Origin of the sequence: Burkholderia sp. NRF60-BP8 (genome assembly GCF_001522585.2) — a bacterium.
GTDB lineage: Bacteria > Pseudomonadota > Gammaproteobacteria > Burkholderiales > Burkholderiaceae > Burkholderia.
In genome coordinates this window covers 459535-486526 of record NZ_CP013374.1, presented here as the reverse complement: position 1 = coordinate 486526, position 26992 = coordinate 459535, and the positions used below count along the sequence as shown (strand labels likewise).

Annotated in this window: 20 protein-coding genes; 11 read left to right on the top strand and 9 right to left on the bottom strand. The window is 66.4% G+C overall.

All coding sequences use genetic code 11. From position 1 onward, the window contains the following. The first annotated feature begins 119 nt into the window (after positions 1 to 119). Together WS54_RS34485 and WS54_RS31765 are read left to right on the top strand one after the other, a co-directional pair. Positions 120 to 4676 carry a YadA-like family protein gene (locus WS54_RS34485; protein ID WP_108042048.1) on the top strand — a complete coding sequence of 1519 codons (4557 nt, stop codon included), beginning with the start codon at positions 120 to 122 and terminating at the stop codon, positions 4674 to 4676. Between the two features lie 115 nt (positions 4677 to 4791). Next, on the top strand, positions 4792 to 5454 hold the full coding sequence (locus WS54_RS31765; protein WP_059780685.1) for an OmpA family protein: 663 nt from the start codon (positions 4792 to 4794) through the stop codon (positions 5452 to 5454). Between the two features lie 197 nt (positions 5455 to 5651). Here WS54_RS31765 and WS54_RS31760 read toward each other — a convergent pair whose 3' ends face one another. After that, positions 5652 to 5840, bottom strand: coding sequence for a hypothetical protein (locus WS54_RS31760; RefSeq protein WP_059504075.1), 189 nt, complete (start codon positions 5838 to 5840; stop codon positions 5652 to 5654). A 212-nt stretch (positions 5841 to 6052) separates the two neighbouring features. On the opposite strand from WS54_RS31760, the gene WS54_RS31755 reads away from it, so the two are divergent. Both WS54_RS31755 and uvrA read left to right on the top strand, forming a co-directional pair. After that, positions 6053 to 6268 (top strand): DUF3820 family protein, encoded by a 216-nt coding sequence (locus WS54_RS31755; protein WP_059504060.1) that lies wholly within the window; start codon positions 6053 to 6055, stop codon positions 6266 to 6268. Between the two features lie 252 nt (positions 6269 to 6520). Next, on the top strand, positions 6521 to 12415 hold the full coding sequence (gene uvrA / locus WS54_RS31750) for an excinuclease ABC subunit UvrA (RefSeq protein ID WP_059780686.1): 5895 nt from the start codon (positions 6521 to 6523) through the stop codon (positions 12413 to 12415). 88 nt (positions 12416 to 12503) lie between these two features. On the opposite strand, the gene WS54_RS31745 is transcribed toward uvrA, so the two are convergent. From WS54_RS31745 to WS54_RS31720, 5 genes are all read right to left on the bottom strand, one after another. Then, positions 12504 to 13445 carry an amino acid ABC transporter substrate-binding protein gene (locus tag WS54_RS31745; RefSeq protein ID WP_059780687.1) on the bottom strand — a complete coding sequence of 314 codons (942 nt, stop codon included), beginning with the start codon at positions 13443 to 13445 and terminating at the stop codon, positions 12504 to 12506. Between the two features lie 13 nt (positions 13446 to 13458). Then, complete coding sequence (locus WS54_RS31740; RefSeq protein WP_059780688.1) at positions 13459 to 14766, bottom strand: dicarboxylate/amino acid:cation symporter; 1308 nt, start codon at positions 14764 to 14766, stop codon at positions 13459 to 13461. Positions 14767 to 15053: 287 nt separating this feature from the next. Beyond that, entirely contained in the window at positions 15054 to 15788 is a 735-nt protein-coding gene (locus tag WS54_RS31730) for an ABC transporter substrate-binding protein (protein ID WP_059780689.1), read from the bottom strand. Positions 15789 to 15981: 193 nt separating this feature from the next. Beyond that, a complete protein-coding gene (locus tag WS54_RS31725; RefSeq protein ID WP_059780707.1) occupies positions 15982 to 16878 on the bottom strand; it encodes an oxidoreductase in 897 nt (298 codons plus the stop codon). A gap of 5 nt (positions 16879 to 16883) precedes the next feature. Then, entirely contained in the window at positions 16884 to 18095 is a 1212-nt protein-coding gene (locus WS54_RS31720; RefSeq protein ID WP_059780708.1) for an MFS transporter, read from the bottom strand. Between WS54_RS31720 and WS54_RS33885 the strand changes: the two genes are divergently transcribed. Together WS54_RS33885 and gcvA are read left to right on the top strand one after the other, a co-directional pair. Further along, complete coding sequence (locus WS54_RS33885; protein WP_162499612.1) at positions 18016 to 18198, top strand: hypothetical protein; 183 nt, start codon at positions 18016 to 18018, stop codon at positions 18196 to 18198. The two genes, WS54_RS31720 and WS54_RS33885, sit on opposite strands and share 80 nt — an antisense overlap. A gap of 36 nt (positions 18199 to 18234) precedes the next feature. Beyond that, entirely contained in the window at positions 18235 to 19191 is a 957-nt protein-coding gene (gcvA, locus tag WS54_RS31715) for a transcriptional regulator GcvA (protein WP_059780690.1), read from the top strand. 139 nt (positions 19192 to 19330) lie between these two features. On the opposite strand, the gene WS54_RS31710 is transcribed toward gcvA, so the two are convergent. The 3 genes from WS54_RS31710 to WS54_RS31700 all read right to left on the bottom strand — a co-directional run bounded on the left by WS54_RS31710 (position 19331) and on the right by WS54_RS31700 (position 21963). Next, positions 19331 to 20497, bottom strand: a complete 1167-nt coding sequence (locus tag WS54_RS31710; protein ID WP_059780709.1) for a porin — start codon at positions 20495 to 20497, stop codon at positions 19331 to 19333. 94 nt (positions 20498 to 20591) lie between these two features. Further along, positions 20592 to 20882, bottom strand: a complete 291-nt coding sequence (locus WS54_RS31705; RefSeq protein WP_059780691.1) for a hypothetical protein — start codon at positions 20880 to 20882, stop codon at positions 20592 to 20594. A gap of 616 nt (positions 20883 to 21498) precedes the next feature. Further along, positions 21499 to 21963 carry a GNAT family N-acetyltransferase gene (locus tag WS54_RS31700; RefSeq protein ID WP_059780710.1) on the bottom strand — a complete coding sequence of 155 codons (465 nt, stop codon included), beginning with the start codon at positions 21961 to 21963 and terminating at the stop codon, positions 21499 to 21501. 148 nt (positions 21964 to 22111) lie between these two features. On the opposite strand from WS54_RS31700, the gene WS54_RS31695 reads away from it, so the two are divergent. The 5 genes from WS54_RS31695 (at position 22112) to WS54_RS31675 (ending at position 26948) form a co-directional block, all read left to right on the top strand. Beyond that, positions 22112 to 22774 carry a GntR family transcriptional regulator gene (locus tag WS54_RS31695; RefSeq protein WP_059780692.1) on the top strand — a complete coding sequence of 221 codons (663 nt, stop codon included), beginning with the start codon at positions 22112 to 22114 and terminating at the stop codon, positions 22772 to 22774. Continuing rightward, positions 22758 to 23996: a dicarboxylate/amino acid:cation symporter gene (locus WS54_RS31690; protein WP_082725049.1), complete on the top strand. Its 1239-nt coding sequence runs from the start codon at positions 22758 to 22760 to the stop codon at positions 23994 to 23996. Before WS54_RS31695 ends, WS54_RS31690 begins: the two co-directional genes overlap by 17 nt. Before the next feature lie 167 nt (positions 23997 to 24163). Beyond that, positions 24164 to 24568 (top strand): hypothetical protein, encoded by a 405-nt coding sequence (locus WS54_RS31685; protein WP_059780694.1) that lies wholly within the window; start codon positions 24164 to 24166, stop codon positions 24566 to 24568. 396 nt (positions 24569 to 24964) lie between these two features. Beyond that, complete coding sequence (locus WS54_RS31680; protein WP_059780695.1) at positions 24965 to 25414, top strand: GNAT family N-acetyltransferase; 450 nt, start codon at positions 24965 to 24967, stop codon at positions 25412 to 25414. 121 nt (positions 25415 to 25535) lie between these two features. After that, complete coding sequence (locus WS54_RS31675; protein WP_059780696.1) at positions 25536 to 26948, top strand: HD domain-containing phosphohydrolase; 1413 nt, start codon at positions 25536 to 25538, stop codon at positions 26946 to 26948. Positions 26949 to 26992 lie beyond the last annotated feature (44 nt).

Below are 26992 nucleotides of genomic sequence, written 5' to 3'. Positions count from 1 at the left end.
TAATGCGAAGTGAAAAGCGGGGCGTCGCGAGCCGGGCGAAAGCGGAGAAGGTCCGCGCTTCGCCTGGTGCCGCGTTCGCCGTTGCGTCATCCAGCACATGAGAACCGAGGGAACACAAGATGAACAAGTCGTTCAAGTCGATCTGGAACGAAGCATTGGGAGCCTGGGTTGCGGCTTCGGAGCTTGACCGGGCACGCGGCAAGCGTGTGGCGTCGTCGCGGCGCACGGCGGCGCATGCCGCGAGCGCGAGCGGCGCGACGCGTGCGGGCCTGCCTTCGCCGCGACGGCTCGCCATGCTGATGGCGTCCGCATATCTGGCGTTGTTCCATGCGGGCGCCCATGCGCAGTACGCACCGGATGGCGGTACCGCGTCGGGCGGCGTGACGGCGATCTCGATCGGCCTCGGTTCGACCGCCGCGCAACAGAATTCCACCGCGGTGGGCAACCTGTCGACGGCGCAGGGCTTGTCGGCCACGGCGCTGGGCCCGGGTGCGCATGCGATGGCCGACGGTTCGACGGCCGTCGGCATCAACTCGCAAGCGAACGGTGTCAACAGCGTGGCGATGGGCGTGCAGGCGATCGGCTCGGGCCCGTATTCGGTCGCGATCGGGAATTTGTCGAGCGCGACCCAAAGCGGTTCGGTCGCGATGGGCAGCGGCGCCGCGGCGACCGGCGTGTCCGCCGTCGGGTTGGGCAACAACGCGCTGGCATCCGGCCAGTACGCGGCGGCGATGGGGCTCGGTGCCAGCGCGGCGGGCGCGCAGAGCGTCTCGCTCGGCTATGCGTCGCACGCCACGGACACCGGGTCCGTCGCACTCGGCAACCAGTCAACGAGTTCGGGCGCGGCAGGCGTGGCCGTCGGCAGCGGGGCGCTGGCTTCCGGTAATTCCGGCGTCGCGATGGGCGTCAACAGCGGCGCGACGGGCACCTCGTCGATCGCGATCGGCTGGGGCGGCACCGCGGGCGTGCCCGGCTCGGGCACGCAGTCGATCGGCACGAGCTCGATCGCGATGGGCTCGAACACGCGTGCCGGCGCGGACAATGCGGTGGCATTCGGCCTGAACGCCAATGCGTCGGGTCTCAGTTCGATCGCGACGGGCGTGCAGGCGACCGCGACGCAGCAGTTCGCGACCGCGCTCGGCAATCTGGCGCTGGCGACCGGCGTTTCCTCCAGCGCGCTGGGGCCCGGGGCGACGGCGTCGGCGACGAATGCGACGGCGGTCGGCATCAACAGCGTCGCGGCTGCCGGCTCGACCGTCGCGATCGGCGATTCCAACTCGGTTGCCGCAACCGCCGGTGCGGGTTCGATCGCGGGCGGCAACGCGTCGAAGGTGCTCAGCGGCACGGGCGCCGTCGCACTCGGCTTCGGCCAGACGGTGAGCGGCGACGGCGCGGTCGCGATCGGCGATCCGAGCAGCGCGATCGGCACCGGCGCGGTCACGATGGGTTCGAACAACACAGCGAACGGCAACGGCGCGGTGGCGATCGGCAATACCAACAACGCGCAGGGCACGGGTTCGCTGGCGCTGGGCAATACGTCGACCGCGGCGGCGGCGGGAGCGGTCGCGTTCGGCGCATCGGCCGTGGCCAACAACGCAAACGATGTCGCGCTCGGCTCGGGATCGACGACGGCCGCGCCGAATCCGACGGCCAGCGCGGTCATCGGCGGCGTCACGTACAACTTCAACGGCATCAACCCGACCAGCGTCGTCAGCGTCGGCAAGGCGGGCAGCGAGCGCCAGATCACCAACGTCGCGGCCGGGCGCATCGATTCGTCGAGCACGGATGCGATCAACGGCTCGCAACTCGCCGCGACGAACACGGCACTCGATTCGCTGTCGACGTCGACGGCGTCGAGCATCACGTCGCTGTCGACCGGGGTTTCGTCGTTGTCGACGGGCCTCAGTTCGACCAATAGCGCGGTCACGTCGCTGTCCACGTCGACGTCGACGGGCATCGGCTCGCTGTCCACCGGCCTGAGTTCGACCAACAGCGCGGTCACGTCGTTGTCGACTTCGACGTCGACGGGTATCAGCTCGCTGTCCACCGGTCTCAGTTCGACCGACAGCGCGGTCACGTCGTTGTCGACTTCGACGTCGACGGGTATCAGCTCGCTGTCCACCGGTCTCAGTTCGACCGACAGCACGGTGACGTCGCTGTCGACGTCCACGTCGACGGGCCTGTCGTCAGTCAATAGTTCGATCGCGTCGTTGTCCACGTCGACCTCGACGGGTATCGGTTCGCTGTCCACGGGGCTGAGCACGACCGACAGCACGGTGACGTCGCTGTCGACGTCCACGTCGACGGGCCTGTCGTCGGCCAATAGTTCGATCGCGTCGTTGTCCACGTCGACGTCCACGGGCATCGGTTCGCTGTCCACCGGCTTGAGTTCGACCAACAGCGCGGTCACCTCGCTGTCCACGTCGACGTCGACGGTCGTCGGTTCGCTGTCCACCGGCTTGAGTTCGACCAATAGCGCAGTGACGTCGTTGTCCACGTCGACGTCGACGGGCATCAGCTCCCTGTCCACCGGCCTGAGTTCGACCAACAGCACGGTGACGTCGCTGTCGACGTCGACGTCGACGGGCATCAGCTCGCTGTCCACCGGCCTGAGTTCGACGAACAGCAACCTGACGTCGCTGTCCACGTCGACCTCGACGGTCGTCGGCTCGCTGTCCACCGGCCTGAGCTCGACGAACAGCAACCTGACGTCACTGTCCACGTCGACCTCGACGGTCGTCGGCTCGCTGTCCACCGGCTTGAGCTCGACCAACAGCTCGATCACGTCGCTGTCCACGTCGACCTCGACGATCGTCGGTTCGCTGTCCACCGGCCTGAGCTCGACGAACAGCAACCTGACTTCGCTGTCGACTGCCACGTCGACCGGCATGAGCTCGCTGTCCACTGGCCTGAGCTCGATCGCGAACAACAACACGAACCTGGGCAACAGCACGGCCGGCGCGATCGGCGGCGGCGCCACCTACGATCCGACCACCGGCGCGATCTCGGCGCCGTCGTACGTGACGTACAACAGCGACGGCTCCACGACGATCAACAACAACGTCGGCTCCGCGATCGACAACATCAACGCGCACGGCATCAAGTATTTCCATGCGAATTCGACCGCGCCGGACAGCCAGGCGGTAGGCGTCGACAGCGTCGCGATCGGCCCGAACGCGATCTCGAAGGTGGACGGCAGCATCGCGCTCGGCTCGGGTTCGGTGGCCGACCGCGCCGTGGTGCCGTCCTCGGGCATCATCCGCAACGGCACCGCGTCGATCCCGTTCAACACGACCGACCAGACGCTGCTGGGTGCGGTATCGGTCGGCGATGCGACGAACAAGACGTACCGCCAGATCACCAACGTCGCGGACGGCACCGGCCAGCAGGATGCGGTGACGGTGCGGCAATTGACCGGCGCGCTGCAGTCGTTCGCGGTCACGGCCCAGAAGTACTTCCACGCGAACTCGACCGCGGCGGATTCGCTCGCGGTCGGCGCGGAATCGGTCGCGGTGGGACCGACGACGGTCGTCAACGGCGACAACGGCGTGGGCATCGGCAACGGCGCGATCGTCGACCAGACGGCGCCGGGCGGGGTCGCCATCGGGCAGGCGGCGAGTTCCGCGCAGGCCGACGCGATCGCGCTGGGCAGCGGCGCGACGGCGACGGGCGCGCAGTCGGTCGCGCAGGGTGCGAATGCGGTGGCGGTCAGCGTGGGCAGCGTCGCGCTCGGCTCCGGTGCGCACAGCACGGCGACCGATGCGCTCGCGCTCGGCGCCGGCGCATCGGCGACGTTCGCGAACAGCGTGGCGCTCGGCGCCGGTTCGCTGACCACGGTCGGCGCGCTGACGAACTACGTCGCATATGGCCTGAGCAGCCCGCAATCGTCGGCCGGCGAAGTGAACATCGGCAATCGCCAGATCACCGGGCTGGCCGCCGGCAAGAACGGCACCGACGCGGTGAACGTGTCGCAGCTCGATTCGGTCGCGAACCAGTTGACGACGCTGATCGACCAGCGCACGACCAACCTCGGCGGGCAGTACACGACGAACCCGACCGGCGCGAACGTGCCGCCGGGCTCGACCGGGCCGAATTCGTCGGCGGGCGGGTCGGGGGCGGTGGCATCGGGCTCGAACAGCACGGCGGTCGGCAATAGTGCGCTCGCGTCGGGCAACGGCTCCACGGCGATCGGCGTGGGTTCGACGGCATCGGGCAACAACTCGACCGCGCTCGGCACGGGCAGCAACGACGGCGGGCGCTCGAACGTGGTCGCGGTCGGCTCGGCGGATTCGGCGCGTCAGGTCGTGAACGTCGCGGCCGGCACGCAAGGCACCGACGCGGTGAACGTGAACCAGCTGAATGCGGTATCGAACCAGTTCACGCAGTCGCTGAACACGGTCAACAACCAGCTCACGCAGATGCAGCAGCAGATCCAGCAGACCGATTCGATGGCCCGCGAGGGGATCGCCGCGACCGCCGCGATGGCGTCGATCCCGCACATGGACCGCGATTCGAACTTCGCGATGGGGGTCGGCACGGCGACGTTCCAGGGCCAGAAGGCCATGGCGGTCGGCATGCAGGCGCGCATCACGGAGAACCTGAAGGCGACGCTGAACGGCGGTTTCGCCGGCAGCCAGCGCGTCGTCGGCGCGGGCATGCTGTATCAGTGGAAGTGATCGCGCGCAGCGGCTCGTTCCGGCACGCGTTGCCGGGGCGGGCCGCGCCGAACGCAAACGCATGCGCGTGCGGCCGCGCCGCACGCTGCGCCCATCGCATTCTCGGAGTAATCAAGTGAAAAACATCCATCTTGCACTGCTGGCGTCCGTCGTTTCCCTCGCGGCCTGTTCGAGTGCGTCGGGGCCGACGTACAACGCGTACGAACTGCAGTCGCGCAACGGCATCCGCACGTTCCAGGTCGACTGCCACGGCATCCTGTCGACCGCGAAGACCTGCATGAAGGTCGCGACACGCATGTGCGGCAACGAGCCCGTACGCCTCGTCGACACCACCACGCCGTACCGCGACGGCGCCGATCCGCATTCGATCGTGTTCCAGTGCGGCGCGGCGCCCGCACCAGCCGCCGCGGCCGTTGCGCCGGCGCCCGCGCCGGTCGAGAAGGTGAGCTTGACCGGCGATGCGTACTTCGCGACCGACTCGGCCGTGCTGACGCCCGCGGCCACCGCCGCGCTCGACACGCTGCTCAACCAGCAGGCCGACCGGCATTTCTCCCGCGTGGAAGTGGACGGCTATACCGACGCGACCGGTTCCGATGCGCACAATCAGGCGCTGTCGAAGCGCCGGGCGGATGCCGTTACCGCCTACTTGCGCGAACACGGGCTGAAGGCGGATTCGTTTGCCGCGGCCGGTCACGGGGCAGCCAGTCCGGCCGCATCGAACGATACCGCCGAAGGGCGCGCGCGCAATCGTCGCGTGGAAATCTCGCTGCAGAAGTAGGACGCCGTGACCGGGTCGCCGCAAGCGCGGCCGTCGAAGCCGGACGGCTCGCTTGCGGCAAGGATGCCCGGTGCGGACGAAGGCGGCGGGACAGGCCCGGCGCGGCGTGCGCGTGCGGCGGTCGCATGGACGCCGCCCGCACGGCGAGTTGCGCCCGGCCCGCGGACCGTTATCCGCACCAGCCCGCGGATCGGCGTTCAGTGCCTGATCATGCAGACGGCCACGATCTCGTATCCCGGGTCGGCATGCGCGCTCGCGGCTTTCTCCGCTTCGTCGTACGAACTAAAGGATGCGGCATCCTCGATGGCCGGCGCCATGCCGATATCGCCGTCCTCGGCGGTGCACAGGAACTGCTCGCCGGTCTTCACGACGTAGGTGGACATCATGATTCCCTCCAGGGTGTGCAGGGGGAAATTCCAGTCTAGCAGGCACGAAGGAAGTCGGCGGCCGATGCGAGTCCCGGCCGCCATCCGGGGTCGGTTGGTCGATTCGGCTGCTGCGAAGGGCCGGATTCGCGGCCATGGGCCGGCATGGAGCGGCGAGGCGCGCGGCGCGGCCGCGACGCGCGGGAGAGCGGAAAGCCGGGCACAATACGCGCATGCATGCCCCCGATCTCGAACGTCTTGTCGCCGTCACGATGCCCTTCGGAAAATACAAGGGCCGACTCATTGCCGACCTGCCCGGACCTTACCTCAACTGGCTGGCGCGCGAAGGGTTCCCGCGCGGCGAACTCGGCCGACAGCTCGCGCTCATGCACGAGATCGACCATAACGGCTTGCGGCACCTGCTGGAACCGCTGCGCAAACCCGCGTAGCGCGAGCGTCGTGCCCGGTCGGCCGCCCGATTCGGCGAAGGCGGGGCGGCGCGGTCGTGCACTTTCGCGCTCCGGCGACAAATGCCCGGTCATGGCCCGTTCATGGAAAGCTGTATGAATATACAGTATAGTATGCGTCGAACCGGACCGCGCGCAGCATCCCTCGTCGCGGTCCGCGCCGCGCCTGCGGGCATCCGCCGCAGCGTTCCGGCACCGTGAACTCTGGCTAACTCATTCAGACGGGCAGGCAAATTGTCATCCAGCAATCTGATCCGCATTCGCGGAGCACGTCAGCACAACCTCAAGAATCTCGATCTCGACCTGCGCACCGGCGAAATGACGGTCGTGACCGGCCCGTCGGGCTCCGGCAAGTCGAGTCTCGTGTTCGACACGCTGTACGCGGAGGGCCAGCGGCGCTACGTCGAAACCTTCAGCGCGTACGCGCGGCAGTTTCTCGACCGGATGGATCGCCCGCAGGTCGAGCGCGTCGACGGCGTGCCGCCCGCGATCGCGATCGACCAGACCAATCCGGTTCGCAGCTCGCGATCGACCGTCGGCACGATGACCGAGCTGAACGACCACCTGAAGCTGCTGTACGCGCGCGCGGCCGAGCTGTTCGACCGCAAGACCGCGCGGCAGGTGCGGCACGATACGCCGGAGACGATCTACGCGGAACTCGTCGCGCGTACGCAGGCGGGCGATCCGCGCGTCGTCGTCACGTTCCCGGTCGAATTGCCGGAAGCGGTGTCCGACGAGGAAATCGCGCAATGGCTGTCGGCGAGCGGCTACACGCGCGTGCAGGCGCAGCGCGAAATCGCGTCGCCCACCGGGCCGCGCAAGGTGCTCGACGTGGTGGCCGACCGTTTCCGCGTGCAGCAGGCCGACAAGGTACGGGTGGTCGAGGCGATCGAGGCGTCGCTCAAGCGCGGCGCGGGCCGCGTGAACGTGTACGTGCTGGCGCCGGAGGCGGACAACGCGGTCGCCGAGCCGCAGGTGTGGCGCTTCTCCACCGGGTTGCACGATCCCGACAGCGACCTGCGCTACGCGGAGCCGCAAGCGGCGCTGTTCTCGTTCAACTCGGCGTACGGCGCGTGCGAAACCTGTCGCGGCTTCGGCCGCGTGATCGGCGTCGATCTCGGCCTCGTGATTCCCGATGCGCGCAAGACGCTGCGCGGCGGCGCGATCAAGCCGATGCAGACGCCCGCGTGGAAAGAGTGCCAGGACGACCTGATGCGCTACGCGGCGAAGGCCGGCATCCGGCGCGACGTGCCGTGGTCCGAGCTGACGGATGCCGAGCGCGACTGGGTCGTCGACGGTTCGCCGGACTGGAACGGCAAGTGGCAGAGCCAGTGGTACGGCGTGAAGCGCTTCTTCGGCTACCTCGAATCGAAGGCGTACAAGATGCACATCCGCGTGCTGCTGTCGAAATACCGCAGCTACACGCCGTGCGACGTGTGCGGCGGCGCGCGCCTGAAGACGGAATCGCTGCAATGGCGGCTCGGCTCGAAAGAGAATGCCGACAGCGTGCTCGCGCCGGCCGATCGCTTCATGCCGCGCGGCGTCGACTGGAGCCGCGCGCAGCTCGAAGCGCTGCCGGGCCTGACCGTGCACGACCTGATGCTGCTGCCGATCGAGCGCATCCGGCGCTTCTTCGACGAAATCGTCCTGCCGAGCGCGCTGCTCGACGATGCATTGAAGCTGCTGCTCGCCGAAGTGCGCACGCGGCTGAAATACCTGTGCGACGTCGGGCTCGGCTACCTGACGCTCGACCGGCAGAGCCGTACGCTGTCGGGCGGCGAGGTGCAGCGGATCAACCTGACGACCGCGCTCGGCACGTCGCTCACGAAAACCCTGTTCGTGCTCGACGAGCCGAGCATCGGGCTGCATCCGCGCGATCTCACGCGGATCGTCGAGGCGATGCAGCGGCTGCGCGACGCGGGCAACACGCTGGTCGTGGTCGAGCACGATCCGTCGGTGATGCTCGCGGCCGATCGACTGATCGACATGGGCCCCGGCCCGGGCGAACGCGGCGGCACGATCGTGTACGACGGCACGCCGGGCGACATCCGTTCCGCGCACACGCTGACGGGCGAGTATCTCGGCGGCCGCAAGCACGTCGCGCATGCGTCGAACTGGGCGCGCCGTCCAGTCGATGCGAGCACGCCGCGCATCGTGCTCGAAGGCGCGACCGAGCACAACCTGCGCGACGTCACGGTCGAGATTCCGCTGCAGCGGCTCGTGTGCGTGACGGGCGTGTCCGGCTCCGGCAAATCCACGCTGCTGCAGGACGTGCTGTACCCGGCGATGGCGCGACACCACGGCAAGGCGACCGAGTCGCCGGGCGCGTTCCGCCGCCTCACGGGCGCCGACCAGGTCGGCGACGTCGTGTTCGTCGACCAGTCGCCGATCGGCAAGACCACGCGCTCGAACCCGGCGAGCTACGTCGGCGCGTTCGACGAAATCCGCAAGCTGTTCGCGAAGGCGCCGCTCGCGCTGCAGCGCGGCTACGGCGCCGGCACGTTCAGCTTCAACTCGGGCGACGGCCGTTGCCCGACCTGCGGCGGCTCGGGCTTCGAACACATCGAGATGCAGTTCCTGAGCGACGTCTACCTGCGTTGCCCGGACTGCGACGGCAGCCGCTACCGCGCCGAGATTCTCGAAGTGCGCATCGAGCGCGACGGCCGCGCGCTGAACGTCGCCGATGTACTCGACCTGACCGTCAGCGAAGCCGCCGCGTTCTTCGCGACCGATGCCGAGGTGCTGCGCGTGCTGCAGCCGATCGTCGACGTCGGCCTCGAATACGTGAAGCTCGGCCAGCCGGTGCCGACGCTGTCGGGTGGCGAGGCGCAGCGCCTGAAGCTCGCCGGCTTCCTCGCCGAGTCGGCGGCGGCGGCCAACGGCCGCCGGGTCGCGACGGAAGAGGCGCGCATCGCGCGCGCGAAGCTCTTCATGTTCGACGAGCCGACCACCGGGCTGCACTTCGACGACATCGCGAAGCTGATGCAGGCGTTCGGCAAGCTGCTCGCGGCCGGCCATTCGCTGATCGTGATCGAGCACAATCTCGACGTGATCCGCGCGGCCGACTGGCTGATCGATCTCGGCCCGGAAGGCGGCGACGGCGGCGGCCGCGTGCTGTGCGCGGGCACGCCCGACGACGTGAAAGCCTGCGCCGAATCGCATACGGGCGTGGCGCTGCTGCAGTACGACCGCGCGATGGACGGCGCAGCGGCGGCTGCCGACGAAGGCGTGCCGCTGCAGGCCGTGCTGAGCGCGGCGCGTGCGCGCCGTGCGGTCGAGGGCGAGGACGTCGTGCGGATCGTCAACGCGCGCGAGCACAACCTGAAGTCGCTCGACGTCGACATCCCGCACGGCAAGTTCAACGTGATCACCGGCGTGTCGGGGTCCGGCAAGTCGACGCTCGCGTTCGACATCCTGTTCCACGAAGGCCAGCGCCGCTATCTCGAATCGCTGAACGCGTATGCGCGCTCGATCGTGCAGCCGGCCGGCCGCCCCGAGGTCGACGCGGTGTACGGCATTCCGCCGACCGTCGCGATCGAGCAGCGGCTGTCGCGCGGCGGGCGCAAGAGCACGGTCGCGACCACGTCCGAGGTGTGGCATTTCCTGCGGTTGCTGTATGTGAAGCTCGGCCTGCAGCACTGCATCCACGACGGTACGCCGGTCACGTCGCAATCCGTCGAATCGATCGCCGCGCAACTGCTGCGCGATCATCGCGGCGAACACGTCGGGCTGCTCGCGCCGCTCGTCGTCAACCGCAAGGGCGTGTACACGGATCTCGCGAAGTGGGCGAAGGCGCGCGGCAGCACGCATCTGCGCGTCGACGGCGAGTTCGTCACGGTCGACCCGTGGCCGAAGCTCGACCGCTTCCGCGAGCACACGATCGAATTGCCGGTTGCCGATATCGTCGTGTCGCCGGACAACGAAGCCGAGTTGCGGCGCAGGCTCGACGAGACGCTCGAGCTCGGCAAGGGCGTGATGCACCTGCTCGCGCCGCTCGACGGGCTGCACGATGCGATGCGCAACGATCATTCGACCGCCGGGGTCGGCGCGGTCAAGGTGCTGTCGGTCAAGCGCGCGTGCCCGGTGTGCGGCACGAGCTATCCGGAGCTCGACCCTCGGATGTTCTCGTACAACAGCAAGCACGGCTGGTGCACGACTTGCGTCGGTACCGGCGTCACGCTCACGCGCGAGCAGCGCGCCGCGTACGACGACACGGTGCTCGCCGAGGACGGCCGCGGCCGCGAACAGACGCTGCCGTCGGACGAGCAGGAGCCGGAGGGTGTCGGCAACGAGCCGTGCCCGGATTGCGGCGGTACGCGGCTGAACCCGACCGCGCGCGCGGTCACGTTCGATGCGCATCCGATCGTCGAGGTCGCGCAATGGACGGTGTCGGACACGCGCCGCTGGATCGACGCGCTCGAACTCGCCGGGCGCGACGCGCAGATCGCGCGCGACATCGTCAGCGAGATCGGCAGCCGCCTCGCGTTTCTCGAGGAAGTCGGGCTCGGCTATCTGAGCCTCGACCGCGCGGCGCCGAGCCTGTCGGGCGGCGAAGCGCAGCGTATCCGGCTGGCCGCGCAGCTCGGCAGCAATCTGCAGGGCGTCTGCTACGTGCTCGACGAGCCGACGATCGGCCTGCATCCGCGCGACAACCAGATCCTGCTGGACGCATTGCGCAAGCTCGGCGACAAGGGCAATACGCTGGTCGTCGTCGAGCATGACGAGGACACGATCCGCCGCGCGGATCACATCATCGACGTCGGTCCGGGCGCCGGCAAGCGCGGCGGCACGCTGGTCGCGCAAGGCGCGGTCGCCGATCTCGCCGCGCAGGCCGAATCGGTGACGGGCCGCCTGCTCGCGCAGCCGATGCTGCATCCGCTGCAGCCGCGCCGCAGCGTGAGCCTGCCGGGCAAGAAAGGCGGGGCGGCGGTGCCGGAAGCGTGGCTGACCGTGTATGGCGCCAGGTTGCACAACCTGCGCGACGTCACGGTCGGCATTCCGCTCGCGCGGCTCGTCGCGGTGACGGGCGTCAGCGGGTCGGGCAAGTCGACGCTCGCGCGCGACGTGCTGATGACGAACCTGCTCGACGCGGTCGGCCGCTCGGTGCTGTCGTCGCCGGCTACGCGGCGGGCGCGCAAGGCGGCGCAGCAGGACGCACCGGCCGCCGAGCGCCGCTCGAGCGTGCTCGCGCGCAGCGCGCCGCGGCCGTCGCTGAACGTCACGCATGCGTGGCAGGGCTGCGAGTCGCTGAGCGGCTGGGAGCAGATCGATCGCGTGCTCGAAGTCGATCAGACGCCGATCGGCAAGACGCCGCGCTCGTGCCCGGCCACCTACATCGGCGTATGGGACACGATTCGCAAGCTGTTCGCCGATACGCTCGAAGCGCGCGCACGCGGCTATACGGCGTCGCGTTTCTCGTTCAATACCGGCGACGGGCGCTGCCCCGCGTGCGAAGGGCAAGGCGTGCGCACGATCGGCATGAGCTTCCTGCCCGACGTGAAGGTGCCGTGCGACGTGTGCCACGGGCAGCGCTTCAATCCGGAAACGCTCGCCGTCACGTGGCGCGGGCGGAACATCGGCGACGTGCTGACGATGGAGATCGACGAGGCGGTGGAATTTTTCGCGCCGATCTCGAACATCGCGCATCCGCTGCAGTTGATGAAGGACGTCGGGCTAGGCTATCTGACGCTCGGCCAGCCGTCGCCGACGCTGTCCGGCGGCGAAGCGCAGCGCATCAAGCTCGTCACCGAGCTGACGAAGGTGCGCGACGACGTCACGCGACGCGGCCAGAAGGCGCCGCACACGCTGTACGTGCTCGACGAACCGACGGTCGGCCTGCACATGGCGGACGTCGCGAAGCTGATTCGCGTGCTGCACCGGTTGGTGGATGCCGGGCATAGCGTCGTCGTGATCGAGCATGACCTCGACGTGGTCGCGGAAGCCGACTGGATCATCGATCTCGGGCCGGAAGGCGGGGTGGGGGGCGGCACGATCGTCGCGGCGGCGCCGCCGGAAGCGCTCGTGCAGGTGAAGGCAAGCCATACCGGGCAGGCGCTGAAGCCGGTGCTGGCGCGAACGGCTGTCGAAGGCGCCGAAGCGGCGCGGCAGGGCGCGGCGCGAGTCGGCTGAGCGCGCTGCATCCGGCGAGCGGCCCCGGTGCCTGGCGACGCATCGGGGCCGTTCTTGTTTCGTCATGCGTCGCTCATGTCGACGCCGCTCAACTCCCGTTGACGCCGATCGTCTCGATGATGGTTTCCAGTTGCGGGCTCATCGGCAGGTTGAGGCTCAGGCCCGACGGAAGCGGACGCAGGAACCAGCGCTTGTACTGGCGCGCGATCTCGCCGTCGGCGGCCAGCTCCTGGAACGTGCTCTTCACGAGCTGGGCGAGCTGCGGATCGTCCTTGCGGAACATGATTCCGTACGGGTCGTAGGACAGGAAGTCGCCCACCACGTCGTACTGGCCGCCCTTGTTCGCGTTCTCGGCGATCAGCCCGTACAGCAGCACGTCGTCCGTCGCGAACGCGTCGGCGCTGCCGTTCGCGACGAGTGCGAAGCCCTGCGCATGATCCGGCACCACCTGTAGCTGGATCCCGAGCCTGAACCGCTCGTTCAGGTCGCGCAGCGCCTTCTCGTTGGTCGTGCCGGCCGTCACCGCGACCTTCTTCCCCGCGAGATCGCGGAACGAGCGGACCGGCGCGCCGCGTTTCACCATCACCTTCGTGCCGGCCACGAAGATGATCGGCGAGAACGCCACGCGTTTCTGGCGCTCGAGGTTGCTGGTCGTGGAGCCGCATTCCAGATCGACTTTCCCGCTGACCACCGCGTCGATACGGTTGTCGGACGTGACCGGCACCCAGCGGATCGTCAGGTTCCGGTTGACCGCATCCTCGATCGACGACACGAGCGCCTTGCACAGCTCGATCGAATAGCCGATCGGCTGGTTGCGCGCGTTCAGGTACGAGAACGGGATCGACGCGTCGCGATAGCCGAGCGCGATCGTGCCGCTGCCACGCACCTTCGCGAGCGTGCCCGTCAGTTGAGCCGGCGCGACCGGCTCGACGCGCGGCGGCGTCGACGGCGCATCTTCCGCGCGCGCGGTCGCGCCCGTGGCGAGCAGGCCCGCGAGCGCGAGCGCACGCCAGAATCGCTGCATCTTCATCGCCAGGCCTCCGTCAGACTTCCGTCGGATGTGCGATCGTCGCTTCCTGTTCCGCTTCGATGCGCGCCGCGTTGGCGTCGGCTTCCGCTTCCGACAGCAGCTGGCCTTCCCATTTCGCGACCACCGCGCTGGCGATCGAGTTGCCCACCGCATTGGTGGCCGAGCGGCCCATGTCGAGGAACGTGTCGACGCCGAGAATCAGCAGCAGCCCGGCCTCCGGAAGCCCGAACTGGTGCAGCGTGGCCGCGATCACGACGAGCGATGCACGCGGCACGCCGGCCATCCCCTTCGACGTGAGCATCAGGACCAGCAGCATCGTGATTTGCGTGCCGAGCGACAGGTGCTGGTTGTACGCCTGCGCGATGAACAGCGACGCGAACGTGCAGTACATCATCGACCCGTCGAGGTTGAACGAATAGCCCATCGGCATCACGAAGCTCGAGATCTTGCGGCGTACGCCGAACCGGTCGAGCGCGTCGAGGATCTTCGGGTACGCGGCCTCGGAGCTGGCGGTCGCGAACGACAGCATGAACGCTTCCTTGATCAGCACGAGCAGCTTGAACACGCGGCGGCCGAGGAACAGGAATCCCGCACAGACGAGCAATGCCCAAAGCAGGAACAGGCTGATGTAGAAGTCGCCCATGAACACCGCGAACTTCAGCAGTACCGACAGCCCGTTGACCGCGACGGTGGCGGCCATCGCGGCCATCACCGCGAGCGGCGCGAGCTTCATCACGTAGCCGGTGATCTTGAGCATCACGTGCGACAACTGGTCGATCGCGGCGATCAGGATCTTGCCGCGCTCGCCGAGTGCGGCGAGCGCGACGCCGAAGAACATCGAGAACACGACGATCTGCAGGATCTCGTTGTTCGCCATCGCCTCGGCGATCGATCTCGGCACCATGTGGCCGACGAAATCCTTCAGCGTGAACTTGGACGTCGCGAGGTTCGCGGATGCGCCGATGTCCGGCAGCGGCAGGCCGAGGTTCTCGCCGGGCCGCAGCAGGTTCGCCATCAGCAACCCGAGCAGCAGCGAGACCAGCGACGCGGTGACGAACCAGCCGATCGATTTCGCGAACACGCGTCCGACCGACGCCGCGTCGCCCATGTGTGCGATGCCGACGACCAGCGTGGAGAAGACGAGCGGCCCGATCACCATCTTGATCAGCCGCAGGAACACGTCGGACACGAGCGAGATGTAGCCGGCGATTTCGGCGGCGGCTTTCCTGTCCGGAAAGCTCGTGAAGATCATGTAGCCGATCACGATGCCTACCGCCATCGCGATCAGGATCCAGACGGCTGCAGCATTCTTTTTTCGCATCGTGAGCCTCCCATGCAGCGGTTTCGCAATCGGGGATGGGAGGACGATACAGGACCAGAATGGCGATGAACAGTGCAACCGGGTCCGGGTTTGCGCTAGCGTCGGGTCGTGGCCGGCTGGGCGACGGCGATTGCGCCGGTGGCGCTTCGTGCGTGCGGCAGCGGGCGCAACCGGATACGGATTGATGCGGCGCAGCAGACGGCCCGTTCGGCGGCCGTAGGATGGCGGTGGGCGCCGGGCGCCGGGCGCCGCCGCGCCGTTCACCGCCTCCGGCGCGATTTTTCCGATCAGGCGGCCGGCGCGACCGACGCGCCCGTGATGCCGTGCCGGCGCAGCGAATCGGCGACGAAGCCCGACGCCTTCATCTCCTCGACGAACGCGGCCAGTGCCGCGGCAGTCGCGTCGCCGCGACTCTTCGGCACGCCCATCGCCTGCCGGATCACCATGAAACGCTCGTCGAGCAGGCGCAGGCCGGGCGTTTTCGCGGCGTCGGCCTCGAGCTGTTGCTTCACGCCGGCCGCCACTTCCAGTTGCTGCTCGACGAACGTCGACACGACGGCTTGCGACGTCGGTGCGCGCACGATCTGCGCCGCCTTCAGTTCGCGAGTGAGGAACAGGTCGTACGCGCTGCCCTTGCCGACGGCCACGCGGTTGTGCGGTTGATCGACGTCCGCGTTGGTGCGGATCGGCGACGCGTCCGGCACGAGATAGAAGCCTTCGATCAGCACGTACGGCGCGGTGAACGCGACGGTTTCGCCGCGCAGCGGATCGACCGCGAAGAAGCCGAAATCGGCGCGCTCGTCGGTCAGCGCCTGCACCGATTTGGCGGCGCCGTCGAACACCACGAGTTCCAGGTCGGCCGACAGGCGCTCGGCGAATGCACGGGCGAGGTCGATCGATACGCCGAACGGTTCGCCCGTTGCCGGGTCGCGGTTCGCGAGGATCGGGTTGCCGAGGTTGATCGATGCGCGGAGCTTGCCGGTGGGGGTGAAGGCGGCGACGACAGCAGGAGCGATGGGCATGGGTGGACTCGCGGGAGGCGTAGGGTCGATAGGGTGACGGGCTGCGCGACAGCGCGTCGATGCCGAGCTTATCACCCGGACGTCGGGTGGAGCGTGTCGCGGGCTTGCGTGTGTCGAAACGTCGGGCCGGCCGCGTGACACGGGGCGATCGTCCCCGGCTCGTTGCTCGTTCGATCGAGAGCGTTCCTCGCTATCAGCCCGGCCCGTCGCTGGCGGCCGCGAGCAGCGGCACGACCAGATCGCTGATCGGCGTCGGAATTCCATGCGTTCGTCCGTATCGCTGCACGACGCCATTTCGGCAGTCCCATTCGAGCGGGTGGTTGCCCTGCCGGTCGGCGAGAATCGACGTACCCAAATCGGGCGGAAAACCATGGAAGCCGTCGACGATCTCCTGCGGCACGTCATTGCCCAGCTTCGCGCCCTCCGCCCGCGCGACCTCGAGACATTCCCGCAAGTACGCGAGCGACAGTTCGGTGATGTCGCTTCGCGAGAACATGCCGGCGCGGCGACCGGTCAGCACCATGAGTCCCGCCACTGCGTTCTGCAAAAGCTTTCGCCACGCGAGCGAGATGAAATCCGCCGCGACCTCGGGCGAGCATCGCGTGCCGCGCAAAGCCGAGACCACCACGTTGCTCGCGGGTGTGTCGGGCAGGGTGAGTCGAGGCTTGCCCCGCAGCCACACCGACGCATCCGGTTCGCGCTGTGCCGGAAACCAGACGACCGACGGCACGACCTCGGCGCCGGCCGCATGCGGTGCGAGCGCGGTTTTTTGCTCGACGCCGTTTTGCAGCGCGCAGACGACGGTATGCGCATCGCATAGCGCGGCGAGCCAGGGCGCCGCGCTCGCCACCTGCGTCGACTTGACCGCGACGAACACGACGTCGACCCTTTTCTCGACCGCTTGCGGATCGGTCAGTACGGGCCCGGGCACGACGATCTCGCCGCCGTCGAAGCGCAACGTCAGGTGCGCGTGCGCCGAGCGGCCGCAGATCACCGGCGTGCGGCCGGCTTCATGAAGGGCCGCGGCGACGGTCGTGCCGATTGCACCGGGACCGACGAGGGCGACGCTCGGGTAGTCAGACTTCGTCATGGTGTTCATCCTGTCGAGTGATCTGCCAGATAGGGGCGCAGTGCAAGGGCGAGCGGAAAAATTGCCAGCGCGGTCAACGCGGTCGCATACGTGGCGCCGTGCACACCGATCCTGTCGCCCAGGAAACCGTAGAGAACCGGAGATATCGCGCCCGACGCGATCGTCCCAGTATAGAAAATCGCGAATGCGCGCTCGGTGCGCTCGGGCGCAGACATTTCCGGGACGGTTCCGTACAGTACCGACGAAGTGCCGTTGAGCATCATGCCCAAGATCGGCAACAGCACCATGGTCAGCGTCAACGGAAGATACATCGTCGCGACGATGCACACAGCCGTACCGCCCTCCGTGAGCAGCACCGTCCTCACCATACCCATGCGCGCGCCGAGCCAGCCGCACATGAATTTGCCGGCCGCGCCCCCGATGAAAACGAGTGCAAGGGACGTTCCCAGCAGGTGAGGCGAGACGCCCTTTGCCTGGAGCAGAAAAGGCAGAAAGGTAAGCAGTCCCATGCGTACGGCCGTATCGAGCACGCCGATGGAAAACAGCGCGGCGAATCCGCTTCTCCCCGTGCCGCCGCGTCGAGCGGACGCGGGCGCTTTTGCCGGCGCCGTTGCGGCGCCGCGCGGCACGGTGGGAAACCAGAGCGCGATGACGGCGGCCACGACGCAGCCCAGTCCGGCGACGATCCAGAGTGCGTGACGCCACGACATCATCGTGACGAGCAGCGAAATGACGGCCGGCAGTGCCGATTTCCCCAGATCGCCGGAAAAGTTGTAGATGCTCAGTGGGCCTCTCGCGTTGCGCCCGTAGATGCGGGAGACGGCGCCCGATGCGATCGGATGCTGGGTGCTGGAGCCGCCGCCCGAAATCGCCAGTGCGACGCCGAGGCCGAGCAGGCCGCCCGACAGGCCCGCGATCGCATAGCCGAGCGCGGCGAGCAGCGTACCGACTGCGAGCGTCGCGCGGCTGCCCAGACGTTGTGCGAGACGCCCGGCGGACAACTGCAGCGTCGCCATCGTGCCGGCATAGACGCCGCGCAGGATAGCCAGCGCCGCAAAGTCGAGCCCGAATTCCGACTGCCACACGGGTAGCAACGCGTAAATCATGTCGGTATAGCCGTCATGCATGGCATGGGCAATGCAGGATAGCCACAGCACGCGCGGCCGCGATGGTGACGTCTCCCGCACGACGGGAGGGGAAAAAACCGGCAAGCGCATCGTCATTCTCTCCGGACGAGCGGTGGATGAAAGGCCGCTCGTGGTCTGGTTTTCAGGCGCGACGGGTAAATTCTATGACCGGGATGCCAGCCGTTTCAATTGAGCTAAAATCCCGTCAACAGAGAGAAAAAGTCACGTCATGAACGAAAACCGAGGCGCCGCGAAGCACCGGGACGAGTTGCCCCCGCTCAATGCGCTGCGCGCTTTCGACGCGGTTGCGCGGCACGGCAGCTTCGCGGGTGCCGCAGCGGAGCTGCACGTGACCCATTGGGCCGTCGGAAAACAGATCAGGTTGCTGGAGGACTGGTTCGGCCTGCCGTTGTTCGATCGTCGCCCGCGTGGCGTCGTGCTGACCGACGAAGGGGCCGCGTTGCTGAACGACGTCAGCCACGCGTTCGAGCGCCTCGGCACCGCGGTGGTGCGGTTGCGCCACAACCCGTTCGCGCACCGGATATCGGGCGTCGTGCGGGTGAATGTGCCGATGAGCTTTGCGCTTTGCTGGCTGTTGCCGCGGCTCGCCGATTTCCATTCGCGGTATCCCGACATCGACGTCAGGGTGTCGACGACCTCGCGCAAGCTGCGCTATGTCGCGGACGCCTTCGATATCGGTGTCCGCTCCGGTCCGGAGCAAGGCGCGGGCGTCGTGTCGCGCCCGTTGATGCCCGACCTGCGCGTACCGGCCTGCAATCCCGCCTTGCTGCGCCAGCATCCCATCCAGAGTGCGACCGACCTGCGCCATCACACGCTGCTGCATTCGGCCACGACGCGCTCCGCCTGGTCGCACTGGTTGAAGGAAGCGGGGGCTTCCGATCTGCGAGCCGCGCGCCATGTCGAATTCGATCACGTGAATCTTCAGCTTGGCGCGGCCGTCGAAGGGCTCGGCGTGGCGCTGGCGTCGCTGCCGCTGATCGCGCGCGATCTTGCCGAGGGGCGCCTCGTGTGTCCCATCGCATCGCCTGTATGGCGCGCCGACGACTACATGCTGGTGACGAACGCCGATCGCGCCGACGATGCGGCCGTGTCCGCGTTCGACGCATGGATGGAAGGCATGGCGAATCAGGAGGGGGCCAGGCTCGCGGATCAGAGCGGGCGGTGATGCTGCGCCGCGAGCGAACGCAGTCCAAGGGTTTCTTTGGATTCCTGATGACGAGATTGAAAACGGGAGACGGTTTTACCAACGGCAGCGTGCTTCGCCGGAGTAGTGCGGCCACTACCCCGGACTGGCGGATCGGCGATCAGAAGCCGTGGAACATGCCGATGTTGACCTGAACCTGGTTGCCGCCCGACGAGGTGTTGCCAAAGTCGGCAGCCGAAGCCTGCGCGCCCTTGGCATGGACGTAGGCGCCCATCGCGTACAGCGCGGTGCTCTTCGACAGCGAGTACGTCGCACCCAGCGACACCTGGTTGATCGAGGCCATCGTGCGACCTTCGGCAGCTTGCTTGGGCGTGGCCGCGGAACCGTATACATACGTGTAACCCGTCGCCAGCGACAGCGCCGGCGTGACCCGGTACTGCAGGAGCGCACCCAGCACGTTGAAGTGGATCGACGGCTGGCCGTCGTTGCCCTGGTACTGAGCGTTCGAGTAGCGCAAGCCCGCCGTGTACGGCCCCACCTGGTATTGGGCGGCGATTTGCGCGATGCCCGCACTCTTGAACGCATTGCCGCCGTTGTAGCCCGAACTCGGATAGCCGAGCGCGCCGCCGAAACTCGGTTGAGCGGTTGCGTTCAACCAACCGTTCTCGCCCTGGTTGGCCGCGTGAAAATAGCCGCCGGCGACCGTCAGGCCACCTTGAGCGTAGGTCGCGGCCGCCGACCACGATTGACCCGAGCCCATTGCACCGGCAACGCCGCCGAACGAGTACGCACCTTCGGCCTGGAAGCCGTGGATGATCGGCGAAATGTACTTCACCGCATTGTTCTGGTTCGTCGTGTTGTCGTTGTTGTCGACGTCGCCCGGCGTCGAGAACGTCGACGCGGAAATGGCGTCGCCCGTCAGGACCTGAACCATTTCCGTCACGGCATCGAGCTGGCGCCCCATGCGCAGCGCGCCATACTGATCGGACGCGAGACCCACGTAGGCCTGGCGGTTGAACAGCGAACGCGTGGAACCGATGGGCCCTTGGCCGCCTATGCCGCCTGTCGCGATGTTGAAACCATTCTCGATCTTGAATACCGCCTGGAGGCCGCCCCCAAGGTCTTCTTGCCCCCTGAGGCCCCACTTGTTCGAACCCGAGGCGCCGCCGTCGAGGCCGAACCGGCTGTGGCCATTGATGTTCGACGTATAGCCGATACCGGCATCGAGCATGCCATACAGCGTGATCGACGACTGGGCCATGGCTGCCGAAGATGCTGCGAAGGCGGCAACGGCGATGACGCTGATGTTGATCTTCTTGTTTTTCATCTGCATTTCACGGTCAGGGGTGGTTTCGGGATGGATTGAAACGGCTTTTGTCGTATTCACGGCTTGCGCGTCGTCTCGGTCGTGACGGCCGGCGTCATGTTCGCCAAAGCGGCATATCGAGTTCGATCATTTCGTGATCCTTAAAAATATGCGTGGAGAACCGCCGAACTGCTCGACCGTCGAACGCCATGCCCGCGCCATACTTGCGCGCGAGGCCGGCGGCGGCGAAATCGGAGGTTGCTCCACCTGCGACGAAAGACGAGCTGGAAATATCGGCGATCCTTGCGGACGGACCGAGCGTCCGGTTCAGCCACTGGCGACGTGCGCCAATCGTTTCGCCGAGCGTCAATAAGACGTGGTCGCGCTTTGCAAGTGGAAAAACCATATCAGGAACATAAATTCTCGTCAAAATTTGTTTGATATAAGTTAATCTCGTTTGATGACCTGGCGCCTTACGGAGTTTCCCCTATAAGGGGCGGCGCGAGAGCGAAGTGTTATCGAGGTGCGCGCCATCACGCTGATGATGTCGGCGACGGCAAGCGAATGCGGGTGAGGGGGCGATAGCGGGCTGCAAGAACCGCTACGAAGAGCAACGATCTCGGAAAGGAAAGTACCGGTCGGCAGCTCGCGGTGACGAATGCGCAATATCAGTCAAATTCGATCGTTCGACCAGCGGAGAGCCGCCGCCGAAAATCGGTCGCCAAGGTTAGTCCTTGGTAACCGTTCCATTTTCTCCCGGATTGCAATAATCGAAGCGGAAAAGGCGATCGTCGAGTACCCGCCCGTATTGGCCGGAAACTCGCGAAACGAGCGAATGATGCTACCGTGCGGCGGTGCGCTGAAGGAGACGAGCGTTGTGACAGCCGTCGTCGCACGCGAACTCGATCTTCGCGCGGGCGAACGGGCTAATGAGAACGCCGGGCGAACCGGTATTTCCGGGCCGGCAGTCAGCGCCGGTATCGGCCCCGGTGGCGGCGATCGAACTTCGATCGCAGACGAAATCAGCCCGCGATTTGGCGTTGCATTAGATAGAATTTCATGTCGTCGCGGCCATGCATTGAAATCGGTATCGGATCGCGTTCAAAGCCGAGCATTTCGTAGAACGGGTATGCCGATTCGCGCGCGGTACACCAGAGCAGGGTGCCGCGCTGTTCGCGAACGTGGCGAATGGACAGATTGACCAGCAGGCGTCCGAATCCCAGGCCGCGTACCGATGGATGGACGGCCATGCCGCGCAGGCGCCACGCGTCAGCGTTCGAAACGCCGGATTGCGCTTCTTTACACACCGATGCCACGGCAACGATATCGTCGTTGTCACGAACGGCAAAATGCAGGGTCGTTGGGGCGTGGTCTCCGTCCAGCGCGCTGCCCTCTTCATCTCCGGCCATCAAGACTGCGGCCCTCAGGGGATAGGTTTCTTCTGCACGGACGGCACAGATGGTAAAGCGCACATCTTGTGAAGTCATATAATTATCGGCTCTCTTCGTGACGCAGATTTTCTTCCAATTCTCTTTCGGCATACCCACTCGCAAAATTAGCAGTTGCCGGGCACGCCCAGTAAGGGTAATTTCCTATCAGTTTCTTTTTTGAATCATACGCTAACTGCGATCACAGATGACGTCGAAAGTCTCGACAGATGCAGAACTGGCCTACGACGAGATTCGATCGAGGATCTTCGACGGTCGTCTTGCGCCTGGGCAGAAAGTATCCCACCGAGGCCTGTCGGACGAACTGGGTTTCGGCCAAATGCCGGTGCGCAGCGCATTGCATTTGCTCGAATCCGAAGGGCTGGTCGTCGTGATCGAAAAGAGCGGCACTTATGTCGCGTCGCCGACGACCAGCGATCTGCGCGAAATTTTTGAAATGCGGCTGGCCCTGGAGAGTACCGCAGCGTTTCTTGCCGCGAGATCGGGTGTCACGGCAGGTCTTCGCGAGGCGGCGGAAAAAATGCGGAAACTGGTCGACCAGGACGTTTCGGACATCATGCTCGAACAGCGTATCGGTTGGGTGTTTCATCAAGAGTTGTTTGCTGCCGCACGGAACGCGCGAATCTCATCGGCGTATGGTCTATTGCGGGCTCAGACCTTGGCCCTGAACGAACTCCCGCGTGGCGACGCCGAAACCGTCCGGCGCGGCACGATCGAGCACTTGCACATCTTTCACGCAATCGAAGCGAACGACGGCGAGCTTGCGCGTCAGCATATGTGGAATCACATCGTTGACGGTACGCCGGCACGGATAAAACTGCTAAAGGCGCGGCATGAACACGAAAAATAAAGGGCTTTCTCTTCCGATGCAAATGCTTGGCGGCCTCGTGCTGGGCGCTGCCTGCGGCGTGTTTGCGCCGGGCTTTGCCGCGAAGCTGGGATTTCTGAGCACGATGTTCGGCCACGCGATCAAGATGGTCGTCATGCCGTTGATCTTCCTGTCGGTCACGGTCGGGGTCTTTCGTGCGGGCAGGCTTCGCGAGCGGCTTGGCAAGGTCGCACTGTTCAGCATCGGCTTCTTCGTCTGCATGACGGGCTTGGCCGCATCGTTCGGGCTGCTGCTCAACTTCGTGTTTCGACCGGGTCTCGGGGCGAGCATGACGCACTCCGGATCGATGCCCGCGGCGCTCGCGTCCAGCATCGACTGGACGAAATTTCTCGTCGATTTGATCCCCGCCAACATCGTCGCCGCGCTTTCCGCAGGGAATTCTCTCCCGGTGCTCGTGTTCGGCGTCATTTTCGGCGCGGCATTGTCGGCTGCCCCGGAGCGTGCCGAGCCCGCGATCGCCGTTTTCGAGGCGCTGCTGTCGGGCTTGTTCAAGATGATCCAGTGGGTGATCGCATGGTCGCCGCTCGCGATCTTCGCCGCGATCGCGCAGTTGTTGTCGGCCAAGGGCTTCGCGGGCGCGCATTCGCTCGTCGAGCTGCTGGGCGTGGCCTATCTCGGCATGGCGGTGCTGGCGGTGGTACTCACCATCGTCATTCGCGTCGCCGGTCAGTCGCCGCTTGCCGTGCTCAGGAAGGTGAGGGAACCGCTGATCCTCGGTTTCACGACGCGTTCGTCCGAAATTACCTATCCGCTGCACCTGAAGAAGCTGGTCGAACTGGGCGTGCCTTACGGCGTGGCGTCCACGATCTTGCCTCTGGCATATATTTTCAATCGCGACGGCGCGGTGCTCTATACGGCCCTCGCGGTCGGCTACCTGGCCGACGCCTATCACCTTGCCTGGTCCTGGCCGCTGGTGATCACGATTCTGATCCTGACGATCGTCACCATCGACGGAGCGGCCAATGTGCCCTCCGGGGCGATCGTGGCCATCACCATCGTCCTCACGTCGATCGGCTTGCCGGCCGATGCGGTACTGCTGCTGTTGGGCGTCGACGCCTTTTTCGACATGGGGAGAACCGCCCTCAACGTCTACGGAAGCACGGCGGCAGCGGCCGTTGCGGTGAGGCTTTCCGGTTCGGACAGTATGGCCGCGGAGACCGTGACGCGTCAGGCCAGCGCGTAGGTGCGTCGAAACCGCCGGGCGCCGCGCGTTTCGGCGTTGCGCGTGCCCAGTGCGAGGCGCCGGCGTGCGGCCGCTCGGGCATCCGGGCGCGGCGCGGACCGGGTTGGATGAACGAGCGTGTTGATCGAGTGGTAGTGGGTAGAGCAACGTATCATTGCAGGAGAAACATGATGGTTGGTTCGGAATCCGCAGATTTTTTCATGCTGCGTTTAGGCACGCCGCATCCGTCGTGGACATTCACCGATGACAGCAACATGATCGGCATTGTCGATTGCGATGGGGTGATGAGCGCCACGTTCGAGCTGGATCGCAACCAGGTCGCACGGATTCGAGGATTGGGCCGATCGGTGGAGAGAATCAAGTGTACGTGCGAGCGCGCCGGCCGGGAGCTGCACTTTTATCTCCATGGCAGACGGGTGTCTCAGGGCATGTGGGCCGGGGTCGCGTCGGCCGATCCCGACTATCTGCCGACCGACGCGATGATCGCAACATGGGACGTGCCGAAGGCAGTCGATGCGTTCAGGTTGACGGACGTCGGTGCAGACATGATCGCTTCGGTTAGCCCGGCCTGAACTGCGATCACAGTTTGTGCGCGGGCTCGAGCCGGAACGCCACGATCGGCGTGACCGATCGTTCGACATGTCCATCTGTCTGCACGCGTACGTCGTCTGATGCATGTGGTCCTGGCACACTCAACCTCGGATCGCCAGGACCGATTTGCTGGCCAGTTCATCGGTCAGCGCTTTTTATTCATTGAGCCGATTGAATCGGTTCGCTTGCTCCGCGCCCTCCGATCAGGAGAGGCGCGCGGCGCTGAGATCTCCTTCGAGCGAGGACGCCGCGAGTTGGCACGCGAGCGCGACGCATCGAGCCGCCCGAAGGAGAGCGCATCATCCTCGATGCCCGGGTGGCGCCGCACCGCCAAGCCGAGCGCTCGCCTTCCCGTGCATTTCGCCAACCTGATTACCATGACCCCGACCTTCGTCCCCGTCACGCACGCCGACGCCGAAACCCTCGTCGCGATCCGCATCGCCGCGATGCGCGACAGCCTCGAACGCATCGGCCGTTTCGATCCGCAGCGTGCGCGCGACCGGTTTCTCGTGTCGTTCGATCCGGCGCTCTGCCGTTTCATCGAAGTCGACCATTCGCGTGCGGGCTTCTACACGCTTCGGCCGATGGCGGATCACTGGTTGCTCGATCACCTGTACATCGTGCCCGCGCATCAGCGGAGGGGCATTGGCGCCGCCGTGCTGCGCGAGATCCTTGCCGAAGCCGACGCACACCGGATGCCCGTTCGCGTCGGCGCATTGCGCGGCAGCGACGCGAACCGCTTCTACGAACAGCACGGCTTCGTGCGAACCGACGAAGCGGAGTGGGACATCTACTACCGGCGCGAACCCGGTGCGTCGACGACATAGCGTGCGCGCGATGCAGGCCGGTTGAACTAGACACGCGCGCATTAGCGTTTCCACCAATGCGGAAAATGCGGAGCCGGCCGATGTTGCAGAGAGAGCGTAAATAATTGATCCGAGGCCGATTATGACGACATCTGCAACAAACGACGCGAATGCCGTGCCGCTCGAAACGTCCGACAGCGCGGCGGCATCCGGCGACGCAGACCGTGCCCCGTCGATCCTGCTGGTCGACGACGAACCGAACGTGCTGTCGGCGCTCAGGCGTGTGTTTCGGCCCACCGGCTACGACATCGTGACCGCCGACAGCGGCGAGGCCGCGCTCGAGATCCTGGCGTCGACCGAAATCGACCTGATCGTGTCCGACATGCGGATGCCGCACATGAGCGGCGCGGAATTCCTGGCGCGCGCGCGGGGGCTGTACCCGGACACGATGCGCATTTTGCTGACCGGCTATGCGGAGATCGCGTCGGTCATGCAGGCCGTCAACGAAGGCGGCGTGTATCGCTACCTGAACAAGCCGTGGGACGATCACGACCTGCTGTTGACCATCGAGCAGGCGCTGGAGCAGCGCCGTCTGCGTCGCGAAGCGGCCCGGCTGGCGGCGCTGACGGAGGCGCAGAACGAAGCGCTGCGCCGTTTCAATACGGACCTCGAAACGCAGGTGCGCGCGCGCACCGAAGAGCTTGGCCAGACGGTGATGTTTCTCGAGGCGGCGCAAAGCGACCTGAAAAGCAGTTTCACGGCGATGGTCCAGGTGTGCGCGAGCATGATCGAGCTGCGCTGCGGGGCCGCGAGCGGGCATGCGATGCGGGTCGGCGAAATCGCGCGACGGCTCGCGCTGGCGGCCGGGATGAGCGAGCTGCATGCGCAGGACGTCTATTTCGCCGGGCTGCTGCACGGCATCGGCAAGCTGTCGCTGCCGGACGAATTGCTGCACAAGCCGCTCGCGCGGATGACGACGGACGAGCACCGCATGTTTCAGGAGCATCCGTTGCGTGCGCAGATGGTGCTCACGCCGGTCGCGCAGCTGCACAAGGTCGCGTCGATCGTGTTGCACCAGTACGAGCGCTTCAACGGCCGCGGCACACCGGACGGCCTGGTCGGCGACGCGATCCCGGTCGGGTCGCGGATCGTCGCGATCGCGCGCGACTTCGAAGGGCTGCGCAACGGCGAAATCGGTGCGCCGCATTCGATCGAACAGGCGATCGACGTGTTGCGCTCGCAGGCGAGCGTGCGTTACGACCCGCAACTGGTCGCGCGCTTCGTCGAGTTGATGCGGGATCCGGCGAGTCTCGGCATCGCGGCGTCCGTCGCGGAAATCCGGTCGGCTCAACTGCGCGAGGGGATGCAGCTCGCCGACGATCTGCGCACGCATCGCGGCGTGTTGTTGATGACCAAAGGCAGCGTGATGTCCGCGCACCAGATCGAGCTCGTGCGCCGCTTCGAGACGCGCGAGGGCACGCCGTTCGACATTCTCGTGCTGGCCCGTCCGGCCGGGCAGCCGCACGCACCCCACGCAGGCGCGCCGCCGGCCTGACGTCGAAACGCCGGCCCGATCGCCGCGGGGCGCGCGACCGCCCG

Coding starts and splice junctions, on each gene's coding strand:
- WS54_RS31690 (WP_082725049.1), top strand. CDS start 22,758: ATGAACACGAAAAATAAAGGGCTTTCTCTTCCGATGCAAATGCTTGGC.
- WS54_RS34485 (WP_108042048.1), top strand. CDS start 120: ATGAACAAGTCGTTCAAGTCGATCTGGAACGAAGCATTGGGAGCCTGG.
- WS54_RS31730 (WP_059780689.1), bottom strand. CDS start 15,788: ATGCCCATCGCTCCTGCTGTCGTCGCCGCCTTCACCCCCACCGGCAAG.
- WS54_RS31745 (WP_059780687.1), bottom strand. CDS start 13,445: ATGAAGATGCAGCGATTCTGGCGTGCGCTCGCGCTCGCGGGCCTGCTC.
- WS54_RS31685 (WP_059780694.1), top strand. CDS start 24,164: ATGATGGTTGGTTCGGAATCCGCAGATTTTTTCATGCTGCGTTTAGGC.
- gcvA (WP_059780690.1), top strand. CDS start 18,235: ATGAACGAAAACCGAGGCGCCGCGAAGCACCGGGACGAGTTGCCCCCG.
- WS54_RS31700 (WP_059780710.1), bottom strand. CDS start 21,963: ATGACTTCACAAGATGTGCGCTTTACCATCTGTGCCGTCCGTGCAGAA.
- WS54_RS31725 (WP_059780707.1), bottom strand. CDS start 16,878: ATGACGAAGTCTGACTACCCGAGCGTCGCCCTCGTCGGTCCCGGTGCA.
- WS54_RS31760 (WP_059504075.1), bottom strand. CDS start 5,840: ATGATGTCCACCTACGTCGTGAAGACCGGCGAGCAGTTCCTGTGCACC.
- WS54_RS31755 (WP_059504060.1), top strand. CDS start 6,053: ATGCATGCCCCCGATCTCGAACGTCTTGTCGCCGTCACGATGCCCTTC.
- WS54_RS31710 (WP_059780709.1), bottom strand. CDS start 20,497: ATGAAAAACAAGAAGATCAACATCAGCGTCATCGCCGTTGCCGCCTTC.
- WS54_RS31675 (WP_059780696.1), top strand. CDS start 25,536: ATGACGACATCTGCAACAAACGACGCGAATGCCGTGCCGCTCGAAACG.
- WS54_RS31740 (WP_059780688.1), bottom strand. CDS start 14,766: ATGCGAAAAAAGAATGCTGCAGCCGTCTGGATCCTGATCGCGATGGCG.
- WS54_RS31680 (WP_059780695.1), top strand. CDS start 24,965: ATGACCCCGACCTTCGTCCCCGTCACGCACGCCGACGCCGAAACCCTC.
- WS54_RS31695 (WP_059780692.1), top strand. CDS start 22,112: ATGACGTCGAAAGTCTCGACAGATGCAGAACTGGCCTACGACGAGATT.
- WS54_RS31720 (WP_059780708.1), bottom strand. CDS start 18,095: ATGCGCTTGCCGGTTTTTTCCCCTCCCGTCGTGCGGGAGACGTCACCA.
- WS54_RS33885 (WP_162499612.1), top strand. CDS start 18,016: ATGCAGGATAGCCACAGCACGCGCGGCCGCGATGGTGACGTCTCCCGC.
- WS54_RS31705 (WP_059780691.1), bottom strand. CDS start 20,882: ATGGTTTTTCCACTTGCAAAGCGCGACCACGTCTTATTGACGCTCGGC.